Origin of the sequence: Nocardia sp. CA-107356 (assembly GCF_050946365.1) — a bacterium.
GTDB lineage: Bacteria > Actinomycetota > Actinomycetes > Mycobacteriales > Mycobacteriaceae > Nocardia.
This window is the reverse complement of record NZ_CP191992.1, coordinates 3845989-3868274: the sequence shown is the minus strand read 5'-3', so window position 1 is coordinate 3868274 and position 22286 is coordinate 3845989. Positions and strand designations below refer to the sequence as shown.

Below are 22286 nucleotides of genomic sequence, written 5' to 3'. Positions count from 1 at the left end.
GCGCCTCGGGTGAGGTGCGGGGCTTTTGGGGCGGTGCTTTCGACTACTCGACGATCACGATGCGTATGTTCTCGTCGGCCGCGTCGGTTGCCTCGTCCACCGTGACGAACCAATGGCTGACTTCGCCGTCGGCGAGATCATCGGGCACCGAATCCGCGCTCGGCAGTACCGACAGGGCACCGGCGGTTGCCGCTGCCAGGAACTCCAGCAGCGCGGCGCGGCCGGAGACCGCGGTGGTGAATGTCGTCGACTCGTAATCGATCTCGTATTCCGAGCGCACTCGATCCGCCCGCTCCAGCGCCTCGGTCTGGCTGAGCGCCTGCACCGAGCCGTCCGCCGCGAGCACCACGAAGGCGGGATGTTCCTCGGCGAGCGGGCGCACCCGATCCGCGTAGGACACCGGATGCGACGGCGCGGCGGCCAGTTCGGCCTGCACCGTCGGATCGCTCGGCACCAGCCAGGTGATCGGGCCGTCGACCGGCTCCAGGGTGATCCCGAAACCGGCTCCGGCAGCTGCCATTTCGTCGGCGGTCAGATCACCGGCGAACAAGCAGGCAGCACCGGCCTGTTGGACGGCCCAGACCGCGACCACCGCATCCACCGAACGCGGCAGTGCGATGGCGATCACATCGCCGGGTCCGGCACCGTACTCGATGAGCACCCGAGCCAGCTGCGACGAACGGCGATCCAGTACGTGGTAGGCGATTTCATCGCCGTCGACCAGCAACGCGGGCGCCTCGGGATCGGCCTCGACGACCTCGGCGAGCACCTTCGACACCGTGCGCGCACCCACCCGGCCCACCGGTTCGGGCGCGGGAACCGTTGCCGCGATACCGGATTCGACGAGCAGGCGAGCCCGCTCACCGGCGTCGAGGATATCGATATCGCCGACCAGTCCGGCCGGATCGCCGAGCAGCGCGTCGAGCACCCGGATCAACCTGGTGGACAGGGTCTCCACCTCGTCCGCCGTGAACCGGCTGAGCAGGTATTCGAGGGTGAACTCCAGGGTGGACTCCGCGGTCACCTGCAGGGTCAGCGGGTAATGCGTCGCACTGTCGACACCGACATCGGTCACCGACATGCCGTCGATCGAACTCGCGGCGGCGATCGCTTCGCGATCGATCGGATACGACTCGAACACCAGCAGGGTGTCGAACTGCGATCCGATTCCAGCGGCGCGCTGGATATCGGCGAGTCCGACGTAGTGGTGGTCGAGCAGATCGGTCTGGTCGCGCTGCAATCGCTTGAGCTGATCGTCGATGGTCGCGCGGTCGTCGATACGCACCCGGACCGGGAGCGTATTGATGAACAGGCCGACCATCGATTCCACACCCGGCAGTTCGGCGGGCCGACCGGAAACCGTCGCGCCGAACACCACATCGGCGCGGCCGGTGAGCCGGCCGAGCAGAATGCCCCACGCCGCCTGCACCAGGGTGTTCACCGTGATGCCGAGTTCGGCGCAGTGCTTGGTGAGCTGGCGGGTGCGGTCGGCGTCGATTTCGGTGACCAGTTTGGCGGTCTCGTAGGTCTCGACGGTCCGTGCCGGCGTCGCCAACTCGGTCGGCTCGGTCGCACCATCGAAGGCCTCGGCCCAGGTCCGCAGCGACGCGTCCTGGTCGCGGGTGGCGAGCCAGTCCAGGAAGTCGCGGTAAGAGGAGACGTGCGGCAGCGCCGACTGATCGCCGCGAGTCGCGTAGAGCACCAGCAGATCCCGCATGAGCAGCGGCATCGACCAGCCGTCGACCAGCACATGGTGCGTGGTGATCGCCAGCGACCACTCCTGCGCCGCGGTACGCAACAGCGTGTAGCGCACCAGCGGCGGCGCGGACATATCGAAGCGATCCGCGTGATCCGACTCGATCCTGCGCCGCAGTTCCTCGGCCCGCTCCGCCTCCGGCAGCTCGGTGAGATCCACGATCCGCCACGGCACTTCGAGCCGATCGAGCACGACCTGCCTGACCTGCCCGGTGGCGTCGGTGACGAATGCGGTGCGCAGGTTCGGGTAACGATCCAGGATCGCCTGCGCGGCCGCGTGCAGCCGTTCGACATCCACCGCACCGGCCAACTGCACCACGGCCTGCATGGTGTAGACGTCCACGGTGGCCGTGGTCATCAGCGCGTGGAAGAGCAGACCGGACTGCAGCGGCGAGACCGGCCAGACATCACTGAGGCCGGGGTACGTCTGCTCCCACAGGTCGATATCGGACTGACCGACCTGCACCAGCGACAGATCCGACGGTGTGTGACCACCCGCATCCGGTCGCTGCGCATGCTTCCCCAGCGCCGTGAGCGCGGCGACCCACAGATCCGCCAGCTCCTGCACCCGCTCCGGGGCGAGCAGACCCACCGGGAACTCGAAGGTGGCCAGCAGACGCCGACCATCGTCCGCATCGTCCACGGTGACGGTGATATCGACCGCACCGTTCGCGGGCATATCGGCACCGCGCTCGGTCTTGATCACCGCGTCGTGATACCGGAAGCTCACCTGACCCACCTGCGGCAGGTGCAGCAGGCCGTGGCCAGCGCCCTGATCCGGCACCGCGAGCAGTTGCTCCTTCACCGACTTGACGATGGCACCCGCGGCATGACCGCCGGTGAACGCATCGGCCAGATCGATATCGCCGAGATCGAGCCGGGCCGGGTAGGTCGTGGTGAAAGCACCAACGGTGCGCGACAATTCGGCGTCGCGAACCGCCGCACGCCCGTCGCCGTCGAGCCGGACCAGCACATCCGATCCGTGCTCTTCGCCGCGCCAGCGCACCAGGGCCATGGCCAAGGCCGACAACAGCCCGTCCGGTACGCCGCCGTGGAACCGCGTCGGCACGGCGGTGAGCAGGACCTCGGAGACCGCCGTCGGCACCTCGACCCGAACCCGCCGCACCGAGGCGACGGTATCCAGCGCGGGATCGAATGCGCGCGCACCCAGCAGCGGATCCGGCGTTGCCGAAACCTCATGCCAGAACGGCAGTTCGGCGGCACGGGCGCTCGCTTCATCGGTCAGACCGTATGCCCAGCGCCGCAGCGAGGTGCCGACCTCCGGCAGGGTGAGCGACCCATCCTCGACCGAATCCAGCAGGTCCGAGGTCACGACGCCGACAGACTTCGGGTCGGCCGCGAAGGCGTGCACCACGACCAGCACGAAATTGCCGCCGTCGAGCTTATCCGCGGTGATGTGCACGAACTGTGCCATCACACCGTTCGCCGGATCGAGACGATCGGCCGCGGCCGCGCGTTCGTTATCGGCGAGCCGGATGAGCTCGTCGTGGCCGTAGTCCTCGGACAGGGTGGCGTCGGCCGAAACCTCGTGCACCAGCGCATCGATATCGATGGCGCCGCGGTCGAGCGCCGCGAACGTCGCGCCCTCGCCCGCCTGACGCAGTCGCGTGCGCAGGGCGTCGTGCCGGTCGACCACTGTCGCGATCGCCACGCGCAGTGCGTCGCGATCGAGTTCGCTCGGCAGGGTCACTGTCGCCTCATGCGAGAAACGCTGGTAGGACGCGCCGAGTGCCAGCACCGCCGCGATGCTCGGCGGCAGCGGGATCTCGCCGACCCCACCACCGGGCAGCTCGGCCATCGTCGGCCGCAGATCCGCGGTCGACTTGGCGATGGCCGCAAGTCCCGCGACGCTGCGCTGATCGAAGACATCGCGCACGGAGAACACCACGCCGAGTGCCTTCGCCCGCGACACCAACTGGATCGACAGGATGCTGTTACCGCCGAGGGCGAAGAAATCGTCATCGGCGCCGATCCGCTCGATGCCGAGCACATCGGCGAACACACCGGCCACGATCTGCTCTACCGGTGAGACCGGCGCGCGGAACGCGGCATGTTCGAAGGTGGGCTGCGGCAGCGCATTTCGATCGAGTTTGCCGTTGGCATTGAGCGGCAGCGCTTCCAGCGCCAGGAAGGCACTGGGCACCATGTAGGACGGCAGCTCGGCCGCCAGCGCCGACTGCAGTGCGCGCTTGTCGAGTTCACCGGTGGCCGGGACGACATAGGCGACGAGGCGGTCACCGAGCGCCGGATCGGTATGTGCGAGCACTGCGGCCGAGGTGATCGCGGTCTGCCGCAGCAGGGCCGCCTCGATCTCGCCGAGTTCGATGCGGAAACCGCGGATCTTCACCTGGAAGTCGGTGCGGCCGCGGTATTCCAGCTCACCGTCGGCATTCCAGGCCACCAGGTCACCGGTGCGGTACATGCGCGCACCGGACTCGAACGGGTTGGCCACGAACCGCTCCGCGGTCAGATCCGGCCGTCCGAAGTAGCCGCGCGCCAATTGCGCACCGGCCAGATACAACTCACCCGAAACACCCAACGGCACCGGACGCAGACGCGAATCCAGCACGTAGACACGGCTGTTCCACTCCGGAGCACCGATCGACACCGAGACGGCATCCGCGTCGGTCACCGCATGGTTGGTGATCGACACCGCGGCCTCGGTCGGACCGTAGAGATTGAACAGCGTAGCGGCGTTGGCCGTCCGGAACCGCTGTGCGGTCGCGGCGGGCAACGCCTCACCGATCGCCAGCACCCGGCGCAACGAGTCGGGCAGGTGTCCGTCCGATTCGGTCAGCAGCGCGTCCAACATCGAGGGCACCACATGCAGTGTGGTGACACCGGTATCGCGCATCAGGGTGTTGAGGTACGCGGGATCGCGATGTCCGTCGGCGATCGCAATGACCAGTCGGCCACCGGATACCGCCGCCGACCAGAACTCCCACACCGAAAGGTCGAAGGTCGCGGCCGTCTTCAGCAGCACCGCGTCCGCGGCACCGAGGCCGAATTCGCTGGTCTTCCACTGCAACTGGTTGACGATCGCCGCATGCGGCACGGCGACGCCCTTCGGCTGGCCGGTCGAACCCGAGGTGAAGATCACGTACGCCGTATTCGCCGCGGCCAGCGGCCGCAGCCGGTCATCGTCGGTGATCGCATCGGCGGCGACGCCGGACACATCCCGCTCGTCGATCGACACCACCGTGGTTACGGCGCTGTCGAAACCGTCGCGGCCGGTGGTCAGCACGCAGACTGGTGCCGCGGTGCGCAGGATGTAGTCGGTGCGCTCGGCGGTCTGATCGGGATCGATCGGCACATAGGCCGCACCCGACTTCGCCACCGCGTACATCGCGACCACGAGATCCACCGACCGTCGAATGGCCAGCGCCACTCGGTCCTCCGCGCCGACACCGAGCACGATCAGGTGGCGCGCCAGGCGGTTCGCCTTGGCGTCCAGCTCGGCGTAGGTGAGCGCCGTGTCCTCGGCAACAAGTGCCACCGCATCCGGGCTCGCCGCCACCGTGGCATCCAGCAGCGACACGAGCGTGGTCGAGGCGTCGATATCGAGCGGGTGCGCGGTGTCGTTCCAGGCGTGCAGGATTCGCGTGTTCTCGACGGGTGAGAGCAGATCGATCTCGCCGACCGGCACATCGGGGTCGGTCAGTACAGCATCGAGCACCAAGACGTAGCGGTCCGCGAAGCTCTGCACCGTCGCCTCGTCGAACAGGTCGATGGCATAACCGAATTCGGTGACGATCTCGGCCGGGGTGCCGTCGTCGGCGTAGCGGTCGTAGAGCGTGACGTGCAGATCGGTCTTGGCCAGCTGTGAATCGAAGTTCACCGCGCTCACCGACAGGCCGGGCAGCGTGAAGGTGGTCTCGGCCAGGTTCTGGAACGAAAGACCGATCTGGAACAGCGGATTGCGTGCCGTCGAACGCTCCGGGTTGAGCACCTCGACCAGCCGCTCGAACGGCACGTCGGCGTTCGCGAACGCCTCGAGATCCCGTTCGCGAACATCGGCGAGCAGATCGGCGAAGGTATCGCCTGGCTGCACTCGGGTACGGAACACCAGGGTGTTGACGAACATGCCGATCAGATCGTCGAGTTCACGCTCGCCGCGACCCGCGATCGGCGTACCGACCGCGATATCGTCGGTGCCCGAGAGCCGGGCCAGCAGCACCGCGAGTGCCGCGTGCACAACCATGAACAGCGAGGTGTTATTGGCCCGCGCCAATTCGTGCAGGCGTGCGTGCTTGTCCGGCGCGATCTCGAAGCGAATCGCCTTGCCCTGGAACGACTGCGCCGGCGGGCGCGGCCGGTCGGCGGGCAGCTCCAACTGATCGGGCAGACCCGCGAGCGCGGACTGCCAGTACGCGACCTGCTGTGCGGCAAGCGATTCCGGATCGTCCTCGGAACCGAGCACCGAACGCTGCCACAGCGCGTAGTCGGCGTACTGCACCGGCAACGGCAGCCACTGCGGGATCTCACCCTGCGCCCGTGCCACATACGCCGCCATGACATCGCGGGCCAGCGGGCCCATCGACGAACCGTCGGCCGCGACATGGTGCACCGTGAACGCCAGCACGTGATCGTGTTCGGCGATCCGCAACAGCGCGACCTTCAGCGGCACCTGCACGGTGACATCGAAGGTGGTGAGCGCGAATTCGATGACCGTGCGAACCAGATCCGACTCGTCGATATCGGTGACGGTCAGCTCCGGTACGGCCTGGTCGGCGGACAGGATCACCTGGTGCGGGCCGCTGGCCGAGCTCGGATAGGTGGTCCGCAGCACCTCGTGCCGCGCGAATACGTCACCGAGCGCCTGCTCGAGCGCCGCCACGTCGAGCGCACCGGACAACCGCACCGCCAGCGGAATGTTGTCCACCGCCGAGGTGGCGGTATCGAACTGGTTGAGGAACCAGTACCGCTGCTGCGCGGGCGAGAGCGGAATACGGGCGGGCCGCTCCCCCGCGACCAGCCGCGGCCTGGTGCGGCCGGATCCGGCATTGTGTTCGGCCTTGGCGGCCAGCGCGGCGACCGTCGACGCCTCGAACAGATCGCGCACCGCGAGCTGGGTGTCCAGTGCGGCACCGATGCGCGCGGTCACCTGGGTGGCCAGCAGCGAGTTGCCGCCGAGTTCGAAGAAGTCGTCGTCCAGGCCGACCCGGGCGATGCCGAGTACGTCGCAGTAGACGCTCGCCACGATCTCCTCGATCGGAGTCGACGGTGCGCGGAACACCTTCGCCTCGAAGACGGGGGCGGGCAATGCCTTGCGGTCGAGCTTGCCAGAGGCGTTGAGCGGGAACGCATCCAGCACCACGAATGCCGTCGGCACCATATACGCGGGCAGATCGGCCGCGAGTTCGGCACGCACCGCGTCGATATCGACCGAACGGTCCGCCGCCGCGATCACGTACGCCACCAGCTGATCGCCGAGGCGATCGTCGGAGCGGACCACCACGGCCGCCTGAGCGATCGTCTCCAGCGCGGTCAGCGCGGATTCGATCTCGCCGAGCTCGATGCGCAGACCGCGCAGCTTCACCTGGAAGTCGGTACGGCCCAGGTACTCCAACTCGCCATTCGCGGGCCCACCCGTCGCCCGGCCACCACCCCTCATCGAATCGCTTCGCGATGCAGGCACCCATCGGACCAGGTCACCGGTGCGGTACATGCGCTTGCCGGTGCTGAACGGGTTGGCGACGAAGCGATCCGCCGTCAGATCCGGACGCGCCACATAGCCGCGCGCCAGCTGATCGCCCGCGAGGTACAGCTCGCCCGCGACACCGACCGGCACCGGGTGCAGCCGCGAATCCAGCACGTACACCTGGGTATTGAAGACCGGGGCACCGATCGGCACCGAGAGGGTGTCGGAGTCGGTCACCTCGTGATAGGTGACATCGACCGCGGCCTCGGTCGGGCCGTACAGGTTGTGCAGCCAGACACCGGTCAGCTCGCGCAACCGCTGTGCGGTCACGGCGGGCAGCGCCTCACCGGAGGCGAAGACGTTGCGCAGGTCGAAGCATTCGCTGGCCCGGTCATCGGCCACGAAGACCGAGAGCATGGACGGCACGAAGTGCACGGTGGTGACCTGCTCGTCGGCGATGGTCCGCACCAGGTAGGCCGGATCGCGATGCCCGTCGGGCTTGGCGATGACCAGGCGCGCGCCGACCTGCAGCGGCCACCAGAATTCCCATACCGACACATCGAAGGTGGCGGGGGTCTTCTGCAGCACCACATCGCCGCGATCCAACCCGTATTCGGACTGCATCCACACCAGACGGTTGACGATCGCGGCATGGCTGACCGCGACCCCCTTCGGTCGACCGGTCGAACCCGACGTGAAGATCACATAGGCGGTATTCGACGGCCGCAGCGGTGCAAGACGTTCCGCATCGGTCACCGGTTCGTCGGAGTACGCCGACAGATCCAGCGCCGCGATATCCAGCGCGGTCGTCGTGCCCGCGTCGAACTCGTCGGCGGCGGTGCTCAGCACGCACACCGGGTTCGCGGTGCCGAGCACATACCGGGTGCGCTCAGCCGGATGATCCGGATCCAGCGGCACATACGCACCACCCGCGACGCTCACCGCGTACATACCGATCACCAGCTCGAAGGACCGGCGCATACCGAGCGCGACCATCGAATCCGGTCCGACCCCCAGCGAGATCAGGTGCCGCGCGAGTCGATTCACCCGCGCGGTGAACTCACCGTAGGAAAGACTCGTCCCTTCGAAGGTCAGCGCGATCGCCTTCGGACTCCGGGCGGCCTGATCCTCGAACATCGAGACCAGGGTGAGTTCGGCATCAACGATATGCGCTGTGTCGTTCCACTTGTCGAGCACCTTCGTGCGCTCGGCGGCATCGAGCAGATCAATGTCACCGACCGCGACGGCCGGATCCGCGACCACGGCCCGCAGCAGACGGTTCAGGCGCTGGGCGACACCGGCGATCGTCTTCGCGTCGAACATATCGGTCGCATAGGCGAATTCGGCGGTCATGCCGTCGGCGTTCCCGGCCGCGTCCATCCGGTCCGCGAGGTTCAGATGCAGATCGAATTTCGCGGTCACCACATCGAGCGGGACGCCGGCCACCTCGAGGCCGGGCAGTTCGAAGGCCGCCTCGCCGGTGTTCTGGAACGACAGCATCACCTGGAACAGCGGATGCCGCGCCTGCGAACGGGCCGGATTGAGGATGTCGACCAGCCGCTCGAACGGCAGGTCCGCGTGGCCGAAGGCGGCCAGATCGGTTTCCCTGGCCCGCGCCACCAACTCGGCGAAGGACGCACCGGCGTCGACCGGCGTACGCAGCACCAGCGTATTGACGAACATGCCGATCGCGTCGTCGAGTACGGCCTCACCGCGACCCGCGACGGCGGTGCCGACGGCAATGTCATCGCTACCGGACAGTCGCGCCAGCAGTGCCGCGAACCCCGCGTGCACCACCATGAACAGGCTCGCACCCTGTGCGCGGGCCAGTGCGTTGAGTTCGGCCAGCAGCGCCGCGTCGATGCCGAATTCGTAGACATCACCGCGGTTGGATGCGACGGCCGGACGCGAACGATCCGACGGCAGATCCAGCTGATCGGGCAGCCCGGCCAGGCTCTCGGACCAGTACGCGACCTGCTTGGCGATCAGCGAGGCCGGATCGTCCTCGGAGCCGAGTGTTTCGCGCTGCCACAGCGCGAAATCGGCGTACTGCACCGGCAGCGGCGCCCAAGCGGGCGATTCGCCGCGGTTGCGAGCCGCGTAGGCGACCATCACATCGCGGGCCAGCGGGCGCACCGACCAGCCGTCACCGGAGATGTGGTGCACCACGAACACGAGCACGTGGGTATCGGGCAGCGAGCCGTCCATCGGCGCCTCGAGCCGGAACAGCTTGGCGCGCACCGGAACCTCGGCGGTGACATCGAAGCCGGTCAGCACCAGCTCACTGATCGAAAAGCGAATATCGGTCTCCGACACCACGACCGGGGTCAGGTCGAGGTGGACCTGACCGGCGGGCAGTACAACCTGCACGCCCTGACCGTCGGCGGTCTCCGGGTAGACGGTGCGCAGCACCTCGTGCCGATCCACCACGTCGGCGACGGCCAGTCGCAGCGCATCGGTGTCGAGTGCGCCGGTGAGCCGGACCGCGAGCGGGATGTTGTTGACGGCGGTCCGGTTGTCGAAGCGGTTGAGGAACCACATCCGCTGCTGGGCCAGCGACAGCGGAATCTGTTCCGGCCGTGGTCCGGCCACCAGTTCCCGGCGACCGCCGGTGCCCTGCTGCGCCTCCATCCGCGCGGCCAGCGCGGCCACATTCGGCGCCTCGAACAGCAGCCGCACCGGAATGCGGGTATCGAGTGCGGCGCCGAGGCGGGCGACCACCTGGGTGGCGATCAGCGAGTTGCCGCCGAGGTCGAAGAAGTCGTCGTCCAGACCGATTCGGTCATGGCTCAACACGTCGCTGAATACGCCGACGACGATCTCTTCGATCGGCGTCGACGGCGCGCGGAATTCCTTGGCCTCGAAGACGGGTTCGGGCAGTGCGCGGCGGTCCAGCTTGCCGTTGGGGTTCAACGGCATGGCATCCAGCACCACAATAGCGGCGGGGACCATGTAGGAGGGCAGCTGCTCGGTCAAGTGCGAGCGCAGCTCATCGAGGTCGACCGTGCCGCCGTTCGCGGGCACCACATAGGAGACCAGCTGATCACCGGTCCGGGCATCCGCACGCACCAGCGCCACCGCCTGCGCGACCGAATCGTGCGCGGTGAGAGCGGTTTCGATCTCACCGAGCTCGATGCGCAGACCACGCAACTTCACCTGGAAGTCGGTCCGGCCCAGGTAGACGATCGACCCGTTGGAATTGCGGGTGACCAGGTCACCGGTGCGGTACATGCGGGCGCCCGGCGCGCCGAACGGGTTGGCCACGAAGCGATCCGCGGTCAGATCGGTGCGACCGAAGTAACCGCGCGCCAACTGCGCACCCGCGAGATAGAGCTCACCCGCGACACCCGGCGCGACCGGATGCAGGCGGGCATCGAGCACATACGCCTGGGCATTCCAGACGGGCAGGCCGATCGGCACCGCGCCGACCAGCCCCTGCGCCACCGGTCCGTGGGTCGCGTGCACTGCGAATTCGGTTGGGCCGTACAGGTTGTACAGCTCGGCCGAGCTCACCTTGCGAATGGCCTGTGCCGCATCGCCGGTGAACGCCTCACCGGCGATGAGCAAGGCACGCAGCGATTCCAGCGCCGCACCACCGGCGGCATCCACACTGCCCGCGAAGACGGTCAGCATCGAGGGCACGAACGATGTCATGGTGACCCGCTCGGCCGCGATCACATCGGCCAGGTATTGCGGGTCACGATGCCCATCCGGGCTCGCCACCACGATCCGGCCACCAGTGGACAACGGGCCGAACAGTTCCCACACCGACACATCGAACGTCGCAGGAGTCTTGAACAACACCACATCATCGGCACCGATGCCATACTCACCAGTGACCCAACGGATCTGGTTCACAACGGCCGCATGCGGCAGCGCCACACCCTTCGGGCGACCCGTCGAACCCGACGTGAAGATCACATACGCGGTGTTCTCCGCCCGCAGCGGTGCGATCCGCTCCGCATCGGTGACCGGCTCCTCCGAGTATCCGGACAGATCCAGCTCATCGATGGACAGCGTCGGCAGACCACCGCTCTCGAAGTCGTCGCGCGAAGTCGTCAGCACACAGACCGGTGCCGCCGACTCGAGCACATAACTGATCCGCTCGGTCGGCTGATCCAGATCCAGCGGCACATAGCCGCCACCCGCCTCCTGCACCGCGTACGCCGCGACCACCAGGTCGACCGATCGCCGCAGACCAAGGGCCACCAGCTTCTCCGGGCCGACACCGGCCTCGATCAACCGCCGCGCCAACCGATGCACGCGCGCACCGAATTCGGCGTACGTCAGCGAGGTTCCGGGCGCCGGATCCACGATCGCGACCGCATCCGGGGTGGCCGCCGCCTGCCTGGCGAACTCGTCCACCAGCGAGCTGGCCGCACCCAGCTCACGCTCGGTGTCGTTCCAACCACGCAGCGCCAGTTCGGCTTCCCGCTCATCGAGCAGACCGATATCGCCGATCGCCCGATCCGGTTCGGCCGCGACGGCCCGCAGCAGCCGGTTGAACCGGTCGCCGAATTCGGCCATGGTGTCGGCGTCGAACAGATCGGTGGCGTAGATCAATTCGGCGGTGATACCCGACGGCGCGACCGTGGCACCGGCACCGTTGACGGTGCTGGTCGGGGTCGCGGTCTGCTCCGAAAGCACCAGTTGCAGATCGAACTTGGCCACATCGATGGGCAGTTCGACGCCGCTGACCGTGAGTCCGGGCAGCTCCAGGCTGTTCTGACCGATGTTCTGGAACGAGAGCATCACCTGGAACAGCGGATGACGCGCCTGCGAACGGGCCGGGTTCAGAATCTCCACCAGGCGTTCGAACGGCAGATCCGCATGCCCGAACGAGCTGATATCGATGCCGCGCACGGTGCGCAGCAGCTCGGTGAAGGTGGCGTCGCCGTCGATCGAGGTCCGCAGCACCAGGGTATTGACGAACATGCCGATGAGGTCGTCGAGCGCGCGTTCACCACGCCCCGCAATCGGGGTGCCGATCGCAATATCTTCCTCGCCGGACATACGAGCCAGCAGAACCGCGAGCGCAGTGTGCGCGACCATGAACAGCGTCGCGCCCCTGCTGCGAGCGAGTTCGGTGAGTTTGCCGTGGGTTTCGGCATCGATCTCGAAGACATGCGTCGCACCGCGACCCGACGCCACCGCCGGACGCGGCCGGTCGGCGGGCAGGTCGAGCTGTTCGGGCAGGCCGCGCAGGGTCTTCGACCAGAACTCGATCTGCCCGGAGATCACCGACTCCGGATCGGTTTCGGCGCCGAGCACCTCGCGCTGCCACAGCGCGAAGTCCGCGTACTGCACCTCGAGCGGCCGCCAGGCGGGTTCGCCGCCGTCGACGCGGGCGGCGTAGGCGGTCATCACATCGCGAGTGAGCGGACCCATCGAGAAGCCGTCGGCCGAAATGTGGTGCACCACAAGGGCCAGCACATGTTCGGTCGGGCTGATCTCGAACAGCCGAGCCCGGAACGGAACTTCGGCGGTGACGTCGAAGCCGCTCAGCATGACCTCCGCGAGACGCCGCGGCAGTTCGGCTTCGGTGACATCGACCGGTGTCAGATCCGGGATCACCTTGCCGGTGGAGACGGTCCGCTGGTACGCGGTGCCGTCGACCTCCGGGTAGTAGGTGCGCAGCGACTCATGGCGCGCCAGCACATCGGCGACCGCGATCTGCAGTGCCTGCCAGTCGAGCAGACCCGAGAGCCGCACCGCGGCGGGAATGTTGTCGACAGCGGAGTCCGGATCGAAGCGGTTGAGGAACCACATGCGCTGCTGCGCCAGCGACAGCGGCACCCGCCCCGGACGCTGCTGCGGGACGAGCGCGGCGCGCGCGCCCGCACCCGCACGCGTCTCCGCGCGGGCCGCGAGCGCACCGACAGTGGATGCCTCGAAGAGTTCGCGGACACCGAGATTGGTGTCCAGCGCGGCCGAGAGCCGGGCGGCGACCTGGGTAGCGCTCAACGAGTTGCCGCCCAGGGCGAAGAAGTCATCGTCGAGACCGACACGCTCGAGACCGAGCACATCCGCGTACGTCGTCGCGATGATTTCCTCCACCCGCGTGGTCGGCGCACGGAATACCGCGGCCTCGAACACCGGTGCGGGCAGCGCCTTGCGGTCCAGCTTGCCGGAGGCGTTGAGCGGGAACTCGTCGAGCACGATGACCACCGACGGCACCATATAGGTGGGCAACCCTCTGCCGAGGTCCTCGCGCACCGTCTCGATATCCAGCCGAACATTCGGCGCCGCAATCACATACGCGACCAACTGATCGCCCGTGTGATGATCGCTGCGCACCATCACGACTGCCTGTGCGACCTCGTCGAGCGCCGTCAGCGCCGCCTCGATCTCGCCGAGTTCGATGCGCAGACCGCGCAGCTTCACCTGGAAGTCGGTACGGCCCAGGTATTCCAGCTCACCGTTGGACGTCCAGGACACCAGGTCGCCGGTGCGGTACATGCGGGTGCCCTCGAGACCGAACGGGTTCGCCACAAAGCGATCGCTCGTCAGGTCCGCACGTGCGACATAGCCGGTGGCTAGCTGGGTGCCCGCGAGGTACAGCTCACCCGCGACACCGACCGGAACCGGCCGCAGTCGCGAATCCAGCACGTACACCTGGGTATTGAAGACCGGCGCACCGATCGGCACGGTATCGGTATCGGTCGCGACCACCTCGTGGAAGGTGACGTCGACCGCGGCCTCGGTCGGGCCGTACAGGTTGTGCAGCGCCGCACCGGTCAACTCGCGCAAGCGATGTGCGGGCTTGGGCGGCAGTGCCTCACCGGAGGCGAAGACCAGCCGCAGCGAATCACACCGCCCCGCGGCCGCATCGGCCACGAAGACCGACAGCATGGACGGCACGAAGTGGGTGACGGTGACCCGCTCGGCGGTGATGATCTCGGCGAGGTAGGCCGGATCGCGATGCCCGTCGGGCCTCGCGATGACCAGGCGCGCACCGATCTGCAACGGCCAGAAAAACTCCCACACCGAGACGTCGAAGGTCGCCGGCGTCTTCTGCAATACGGCGTCGGCGCTGGTCAGTCCGTAGGCCGACTGCATCCACACCAGGCGGTTCACGATCGCCGCATGGCTGACCGCGACGCCCTTCGGACGGCCGGTCGAACCCGAGGTGAAGATCACGTACGCGATGTTCGACGGCAGTAGCGGAGTGCGCCGCTGTTCGTCGGTCACCGGCTGATCCGACAAGCCATCCAGGTCGAGCAGGTCGATACGCACCTGGGCGGTGTCGATGTCGAGGTCGTCCCTGGAGGTGAGCACACACATCGGATCCGCCGTCGCGAGAATGTATTCCGTGCGGTCGGCCGGATGATCCGGATCCAGCGGCACGTACGCGCCACCGGCCACGGCCACCGCGTACATGCCGACCACCAGATCGATGGAGCGCCGCATGCCAAGGGCCACATACGACTCCGGGCCGACACCGCGTTCGATGAGCCAGCGCGCCAGGCGATACACCCGGCTCGCGAACTCGCGGTAGGGCAGACTCATCCCCTCGAACGTCAACGCGGTCGCCTCGGGTGACTTGGCCAGCTGTGCCTCGAACATCGACACCAGCGTCGCCTGCGCATCCACCACGTGCGCCGTGTCGTTCCAACCCGAAACCACGAGGTCTCGGTCGACGGTATCGAGCAGCTCGATATCCCCAACGGCCACACCGGGTTCGGTGGTCATAGTGGTCAGCACCCGGACGAGTCGGTCGGCGATCCGCCGCACCGTCTGCTCGTCGAACAGGTCGCGCAAGTAGCCCGCGCGGATCCGCAGTCGGGTATCCAACGCCGCGATCAGCGTGAGCGGGTAGTGCGTGGCGTCGGCGGCCTCGATGCCGACCACCGCCATGCCGTCGATATCGGCGGCCTGCGCCTGGATGCCCTCGGCATCGACCGGGTAGGACTCGAACACCACCAGTGAGTCGAACAAGCCGCCGATACCTGCGGCGGACTGGATTTCGGCCAGACCGACGTAGTGATGGTCGAGCAGGTCCGCCTGCTCGCCCTGGGTCCTTGTCAGCAGCTGCCGCACGGACTCGGACGGATCGAAGCGCACGCGCACCGGGACGGTGTTGATGAACAGGCCGACCATGGATTCGACGCCGGTCAGCTGGGCGGGACGGCCGGAAACAGTGGTACCGAACAGCACGTCGTCGCGGCCGGTCATCCGGCCGACGAGAATGCCCCACGCGGTCTGCAGCACGGTATTCGGCGTCACGCCGAGAGAGCCGGCGAGCGTGGTCAGTCGCGTCGTCGCCCACTCGTCGAGATCGAAGAGGTACTCACCGGACAGCGCAGTGATCTCGCGGCCCACATCGGGGCGAGCAAGCAGGGTCGGTTCCGTGACACCATGCAGCGCCTCGCGCCACACACCCACCGAGGCCGAAAGATCCTGTTGCCTGGTCCATTCCAGGAAGTGCCGGTAGGAGCGCACCGCGGGCAGCACAGTGGCATCGGCGTGGGCCGCGTAGAGCACCAGCAGATCCCGCATGAGCAGCGGCATGGACCAGCCGTCGAGCAGGATGTGGTGGTTGGAGACCACGAACTGCCACCGATCCGACGCCACCTGGATCAGGGTGAACCGGATCAGCGGCGGCGCCGTCAGATCGAAACGCTGGGTGCGGTCCGCAACGACGAGGTCCTCGGACTCGCCGGACTCGACGCGATCGTGCTCGGCCCAGGTCACCCGGACGCTGTCGAGCACCACCTGCACGGCATTGCCGTCCTTATCGGTGATGAAGGCGGTGCGCAGGGTCTCGTAGCGGTCGACCAAAGCCTGTGCGGCCGAACGCAACCGGGCCGCGTCCACCCGCCCAGAGAGGTCGAGCACCACCTGCGCGGTGTAGACGTCCACCGAGCCGGCGGCCAGCCTGGCGTGGAACAGCAGACCGGCCTGTAGCGCCGAGAGCGGCCAGACATCGGCAAGCTCAGGGAATCGCTGCTCCCAGCCATCGATATCGCGCTGGGTGCTGCGTACCAGGCCGAAGTCGGACGGAGTGTGGCCGCCGGCGCCCTTCGAGTTGGCGTGCCTGGCCACCGATTCCAGCGCCGTCGTCCACAGGTCGGCGAATTCGCGGACCTGTGCGGCATCGAGCAGGGTCGCGGGGTAGCCGATGTTCGCGGTCAGCGTGTCACCCACCACGATGGCGTTGATGTCCAGCGGCGCCATCGCGGGCATGTCCTGGTCGTAGGCGCCGCCGAGCGCGCCGAACTCGGCCGCTGGGATCCAGCCGAAGCCGCGCATCGCCTCCGGCACCTCGCCGTCGGAAACGCGACCGAGGTAGTTGAAGCTCACCTGGCCGGGCAACTGGGCGGGCAGCTCGGCGGCGGTCCGGCTGTTCAGATACCGAAGCAAACCGTAGCCGACGCCCTTATCCGGGACCGCGAGCAGTTGTTCCTTGACCACCTTGACGGCCTTGCCGAGTTCAGGTCCGCCTGCCAGCGCGGCATCGATGTCGATACCGGACAGATCGAAGCGGACCGGGAAGATCGCGGTGAACCAGCCGACCGTGCGGGACAGATCCGCGCCGGGCACGATGTCCTCTTCGCGGCCATGCCCTTCCAAGCGGATCAGCAGCGCATCGTCGGCCCTGGTTCCGGTGCGGCGCGCCCGCCATTTCGCGGTCGCCAGTGCGAGCGCGGTGAGCAGGCCGTCGTTGACGCCGCCGTGGAAGAGTGCAGGCACCGTGGTGAGCAGAGCCTTGGTGACTGCCGGGGTCACCTCAACATGGAGCTTCTCGATGCTGCCCGAGGTGTCGATCGCCGGATCCATCGGTCGATCGGTCAGCATTGGATCCGCCGACCCCGCAACCGAACGCCAGTAGTCGAGTTCGGCGACGCGCTCGGCACTTTCGGACGCACGCCGCAGGGCATCTGCCCATGTGCGCATCGAGGTGACCGGTGCGACGAGCTCCGGCTCCTGGCCGGAAGCGAGTTGACCCCACGCCGTGACGAAGTCCGGCACCAGGATGCGCCAGGTAACGCCGTCCACGACAAGGTGATGTCCGACGACGATCAGTCGCCCACTGTGGTCACCGTCGTCCGGCTCCAGCCAGACGAACCGAATGACTACGCCCGCTGCGGGATCGAGCAGATCCAGCGAGGCATCCAGTGCCGTGCTCGCGATTTCGACGAGCGCGGCATCGTCGATACTTGCCTCGAACTCCGTCCTGTCGATCAGTGCGTCGACGTCGACGGTGCCGGCCGCGGCAGTTTCCAGGATCCAGTCGTTACCGTCATGATGTAACCGGGCCCGCAGCATATCGTGCCGGTCGATGACCGCACCGACGGTCTTCGCGATACCCACGCGGTCGATACCGACCGGCAGCTCCAGCGCGAGTGTCTGATTGAAGCGGCCGAACGAACCGCGCCGCTCCGCCATGAACCGCACCACCGGCGTCAGCGGCATCGTACCGACACCACCACCCGGCAGCTCGGCGAGGACCGGCTGCGTCGCCGCGGCGGTTTCGGCGGTCTGCGCGACTGAGGCGAGTCCCGCCACGGTGCGCTGCTCGAAGACATGCCGCGGCGTGAAGACGACACCACGGGCCCGGGCGCGCGACACGAGCTGGATCGACACAATGCTGTCGCCGCCGAGCGCGAAAAAGGAATCGTCCACACCGACCCGCTCCACGCCGAGCACCTCGGCGAAGACCTCGGCAATGGTGTGCTCGACGGGGGTACGCGGCGCCCGGAACACGACCGCGGTCGCGAATACCGGCTCCGGCAGCGCCTTCCGGTCCAACTTGCCTGCCCCGGTCAGCGGCACCTGGTCGATCACCATCACCGATGACGGCACCATGTACGCGGGCAGCCGCTCCTCGACGTGCCTGGTCAGCGTGGCCACGTCGATCGACTCGCCCGGCGCGGCAACCACATACGACACCAGCGTGACGGTGCCCGCCGAGCTCTTATGCCCGATGGTGACCGCGAAGTCGACGCTCTCGTGTGACGCAAGCGCGGCATCGATCTCGCCGAGTTCGATACGGAAACCGCGGATCTTCACCTGGAAGTCGGAGCGGCCGACATATTCGACCGTACCGGCGTGGGTCCAGCGGACCACGTCACCGGTGCGGTACATCCGCGCACCCGCGACATACGAGTTGGCCACGAAACGCTCGGCGCTCAGCCCGGCTCGCGCATGGTAGCCGCGTGCCAGCTGAATACCCGACAGGTACAGTTCACCCGCGACACCCACTGGTACGGGCCGCATTTGGGCATCGAGGATCAGCGACTGCATGCCGCGGATCGGGCCACCGATGGTCACTGTCTCGCCCGCCACCAGCGGGTCGCTCATGTTGGTCGCGACGGTGGCCTCAGTCGGGCCGTAGGCGTTATAGACCTTACGTGCGGAGCCGTCTGCCAGTTGCGCAGCCCATTTCGCGACCAGTTCCGGCGGGCAGGCTTCGCCACCGGAGATCAGCACCCGCAGGCAATCCAGGCCGCTCGGATCGAAGGTGGCCAGTGCGGCAGGCGTGATGAACGCGTGCGTGACCCGCTCGCTATGGATCAGCTCGGAGAGCTCCTCACCGCCGTAGACACCGGTCGGCACCACGACCAGCACACCACCCGAACCGATCGCCAGCATCAGCTCGAGGATCGACGCGTCGAAGCTCGGCGAAGCGAAATGCATTGCACGGGAATGGGAGTCGAGTGCGTACCGCTGGACCTGCTCGGCAGCGAAGTTGGCAAGACCGGCGTGGGTGACCACGACGCCCTTGGGCACACCGGTCGAGCCGGAGGTATAGATGACGTAGGCCGGGTGCTGCGGCAGCAGCGGGCGGACCCGGTCAGCGTTGGTGATCGGCCCGCCGTCGAACGCGTCCAGGTCGAGGTCTTCGAGCACCAGCCAGCGCGCCGATTCCGGCAGACCGTCGCGCACTGCGGCGACCGTGAGACCGAGAGGCGAACCGGAATCGGTGACCATGTGCGTGATGCGGTCAGCCGGGTAGTTCGGGTCGAGCGGCACGAACGCCGCACCAGTCTTGGCGACAGCCCAGGATGCGAACACCGAATCCGCGGAACGGGGCACACCGATGGCGACCAGGTCCTCGGGACCGACGCCCTCGGCGATCAGCATGCGAGCCAAGCGGTTCGACCGCTCATCCAGCTCGCCGTAGGACAGACCTGTCCCCTGGAACACCACTGCGGGCGCCTGCGGGTCGTGTGCCGCGGCCGCCAGCAACTCGGGCAGGGTGCGCGCGGGCGCCGCGGGGGCGCCCGTGCGAGCGACAAGATCGGCATGCTCGGCCGCGTCGAGCACATCGATGGCGCCGACCGGTGCGGCGGGATCAGCGGCCACGGCTTCGAGCACTCGCCGCCAGCGCTGCGCGATAGCGTGCGCCGTCGACTCGTCGAACAGCTCGGTCGCGTAGGTCAGCGCCAAGGTCATGCCAGTCGCGTCTTTCTCCGACAGCGTGAACTGCAGATCGAAACGCGCCACGTTTTCTTCGAGTTCGAGCGCCGAAACCGAAAGCCCGGGCAGCTCCAGCGACGCGCGGTCGAGGTTCTGGAAGGCGAACATCACCTGGAACAGCGGGTTGCGGGCCTGCGAGCGTTCCGGCGCGAGCAGGTCAACCAGTCGCTCGAACGGCACTTCAGCGTTGCCGTAAGCGTCCAGGTCGGTGCTGCGCACCCGGTCCAGCAGCTCGATGAACGACTCAGCCGGTTCGATTCCAATGCGCAGCACCAGAGTGTTGACGAACATGCCGACCAGATCGTCGAGCGCCTGCTCGCCGCGGCCGGCGATCGGGGTGCCGACCGCGATGTCTTCGGTGCCCGACAGCCGGGCGAGCAGCACCGCGAGTGCGCTGTGCATCACCATGAACAGCGACGCGCCGCGTTGGCGAGCCAGATCGTCCAGCGCCGCCACGAGGTCGGCCGGCACCTCGCACTGCAGTGTCGCACCACGATGTGAGGCGACCGCCGGACGCGGCCGATCGGTCGGTAACGGCAATTCGTCGGCGACCCCATCCAGCGCACGCTGCCAGTACGCCACCTGGCGCGCGAACAGCGAATCCGGGTCGTTCTCGGCGCCGAGCACTTCCCGCTGCCAGACCGCGAAATCGGCGTACTGCACGGTGAGTGGACCCCAGCCAGGCACACTCCCTTCGGCGCGCGCGGTGTAGGCGAGCATCACGTCGCGGGTCAGCGGGCCGACGGAGAAACCATCCGCCGCGATGTGGTGCACAACGACCACGAGCACGTAGTCGTCGACACCGGCCGTGTACAGCCTGGTTCGCAGCGGAACCTGTTCCGCCACATCGAATCCGGCGGTGACGAACTCGGTCACCGCGGTGGTCAGCAGCGCGGAGTCGACCGCGACCGGGTGCAGGTCGAGCACAATGTTCTCGGCGGGCACAATCACCTGAACCGGCGTGCCGCCGTGCTCCGGGTAACGGGTGCGCAGCGATTCGTGCCTGCGCACCACATCGGCCACCGCTAGGCGCAGCGCCTCGATATCGAGGGCGCCGGTCAGCCGGATGGCGATCGGCAGGTTGTAGGCCGCGGAGGTGGTGTCGTACTTGTTCAGGAACCACATGCGCTGCTGCGCGAACGACAGCGGAACCAGTTCCTCCGCCGATCGCGGCCGAGCAACGAGGCGGGCACGTGCGGCGCCGTCGGCGTGCGATTCCACCTGCGTGGCGAGTGCTTCCACAGTCGGCGCCTCGAACAACGCCCGCACCGGGACCGTCGTACCAAGAGCAGCACCGATCCGCGATACCACCCTCGTCGCGATGAGCGAATTCCCACCGAGATCGAAGAAATCGTCATCCACACCGACCCGAGGCAGATCGAGCACCTCAGCGAACACCGAAGCAACGACTTCCTCGACGGGGGTCACCGGCGCACGGAACGCCTTGGCCCGCGCCTCAGGAGCGGGCAACGCACGCCGGTCCAGCTTGCCGTTGACAGTCAACGGAATCCACTCGAGGCGCACCAGGGCGGTCGGCACCATGTAGGACGGCAGCCGCTCGGCTGCGCCGCTGCGAACCACATCAAGATCCGAAATGACATCGGGCTCCGCGACCACATACGCCACGATCCGCTGATCCCCCGGCTGATCCTCACGCACGACGACCGCCGCCTGAGCAATACCAGGCTGAGCGAGCACAGCCGACTCGATCTCACCGAGTTCGATACGGAAACCCCGAACCTTCACCTGATCATCAGCACGACCCAGATATTCGAGCTCACCATCACGATTCCAGCGCGCCAAGTCACCGGAGCGATACAAGCGCGAACCCGCGTTATCGCCGTCAGCCAGCGGATTCGCGACAAAACGCGCAGTAGTCAAATCCGGGCGGCCGAGGTACCCACGAGCCAATTGCGGTCCAGCAACATACATTTCACCCGCAACACCGACCGGAACCGGCCGCAGCCGGTTGTCGAACACGTACACACTCAACCCCGCGATGGCGCGGCCGACAACGCTGCCGGAAGCAGCGGCAATCGTCGCCGCATCCAACACACGGAAGGACACATGCACCGTGGTCTCGGTAATGCCATACATGTTCACGAGCAACGGCGCGGCGTTCGCGGCGCGGCTTGCCCGTGCGGTGACACCGTCACCGTGGCGGGCGACCCAATCGGCGAGCCTGCGCAGTTCGAGGGCTTCACCGCCGAAGACCACATAGCGCAGCGCCAGCGGTTCGGCGTCCGGGGCGGCATTGCGATCCGCCTCGGCCAGTTGGTAGAACGCGGACGGTGTCTGGTTGAGCACCGTGACCTGTTCCACCCGCAGCAGTTCCAGGAACTGTTCGGGCGAGCGCGAGGTGTAGTAGTCGACGACCACCAGGGTGCCGCCGAACAGCAGCGGACCCCACAGCTCCCACACCGAGAAGTCGAAGGCGTAGGAGTGG

1 protein-coding gene (running past one end of the window) is annotated in these 22286 nt (G+C 67.4%); it reads right to left on the bottom strand.

Going from position 1 to position 22286, the window contains the following annotated elements; genetic code table 11:
- Window positions 1-43: 43 nt before the first annotated feature.
- Window positions 44-22286, bottom strand: the 3' portion of a protein-coding gene (locus ACQP1G_RS17270) for a non-ribosomal peptide synthase/polyketide synthase (RefSeq protein WP_433205061.1). It continues 21533 nt past the right edge of the window; 22243 of the gene's 43776 nt are visible here — the last part of the coding sequence; its start codon lies off the right edge, out of view; it ends in the stop codon at window positions 44-46.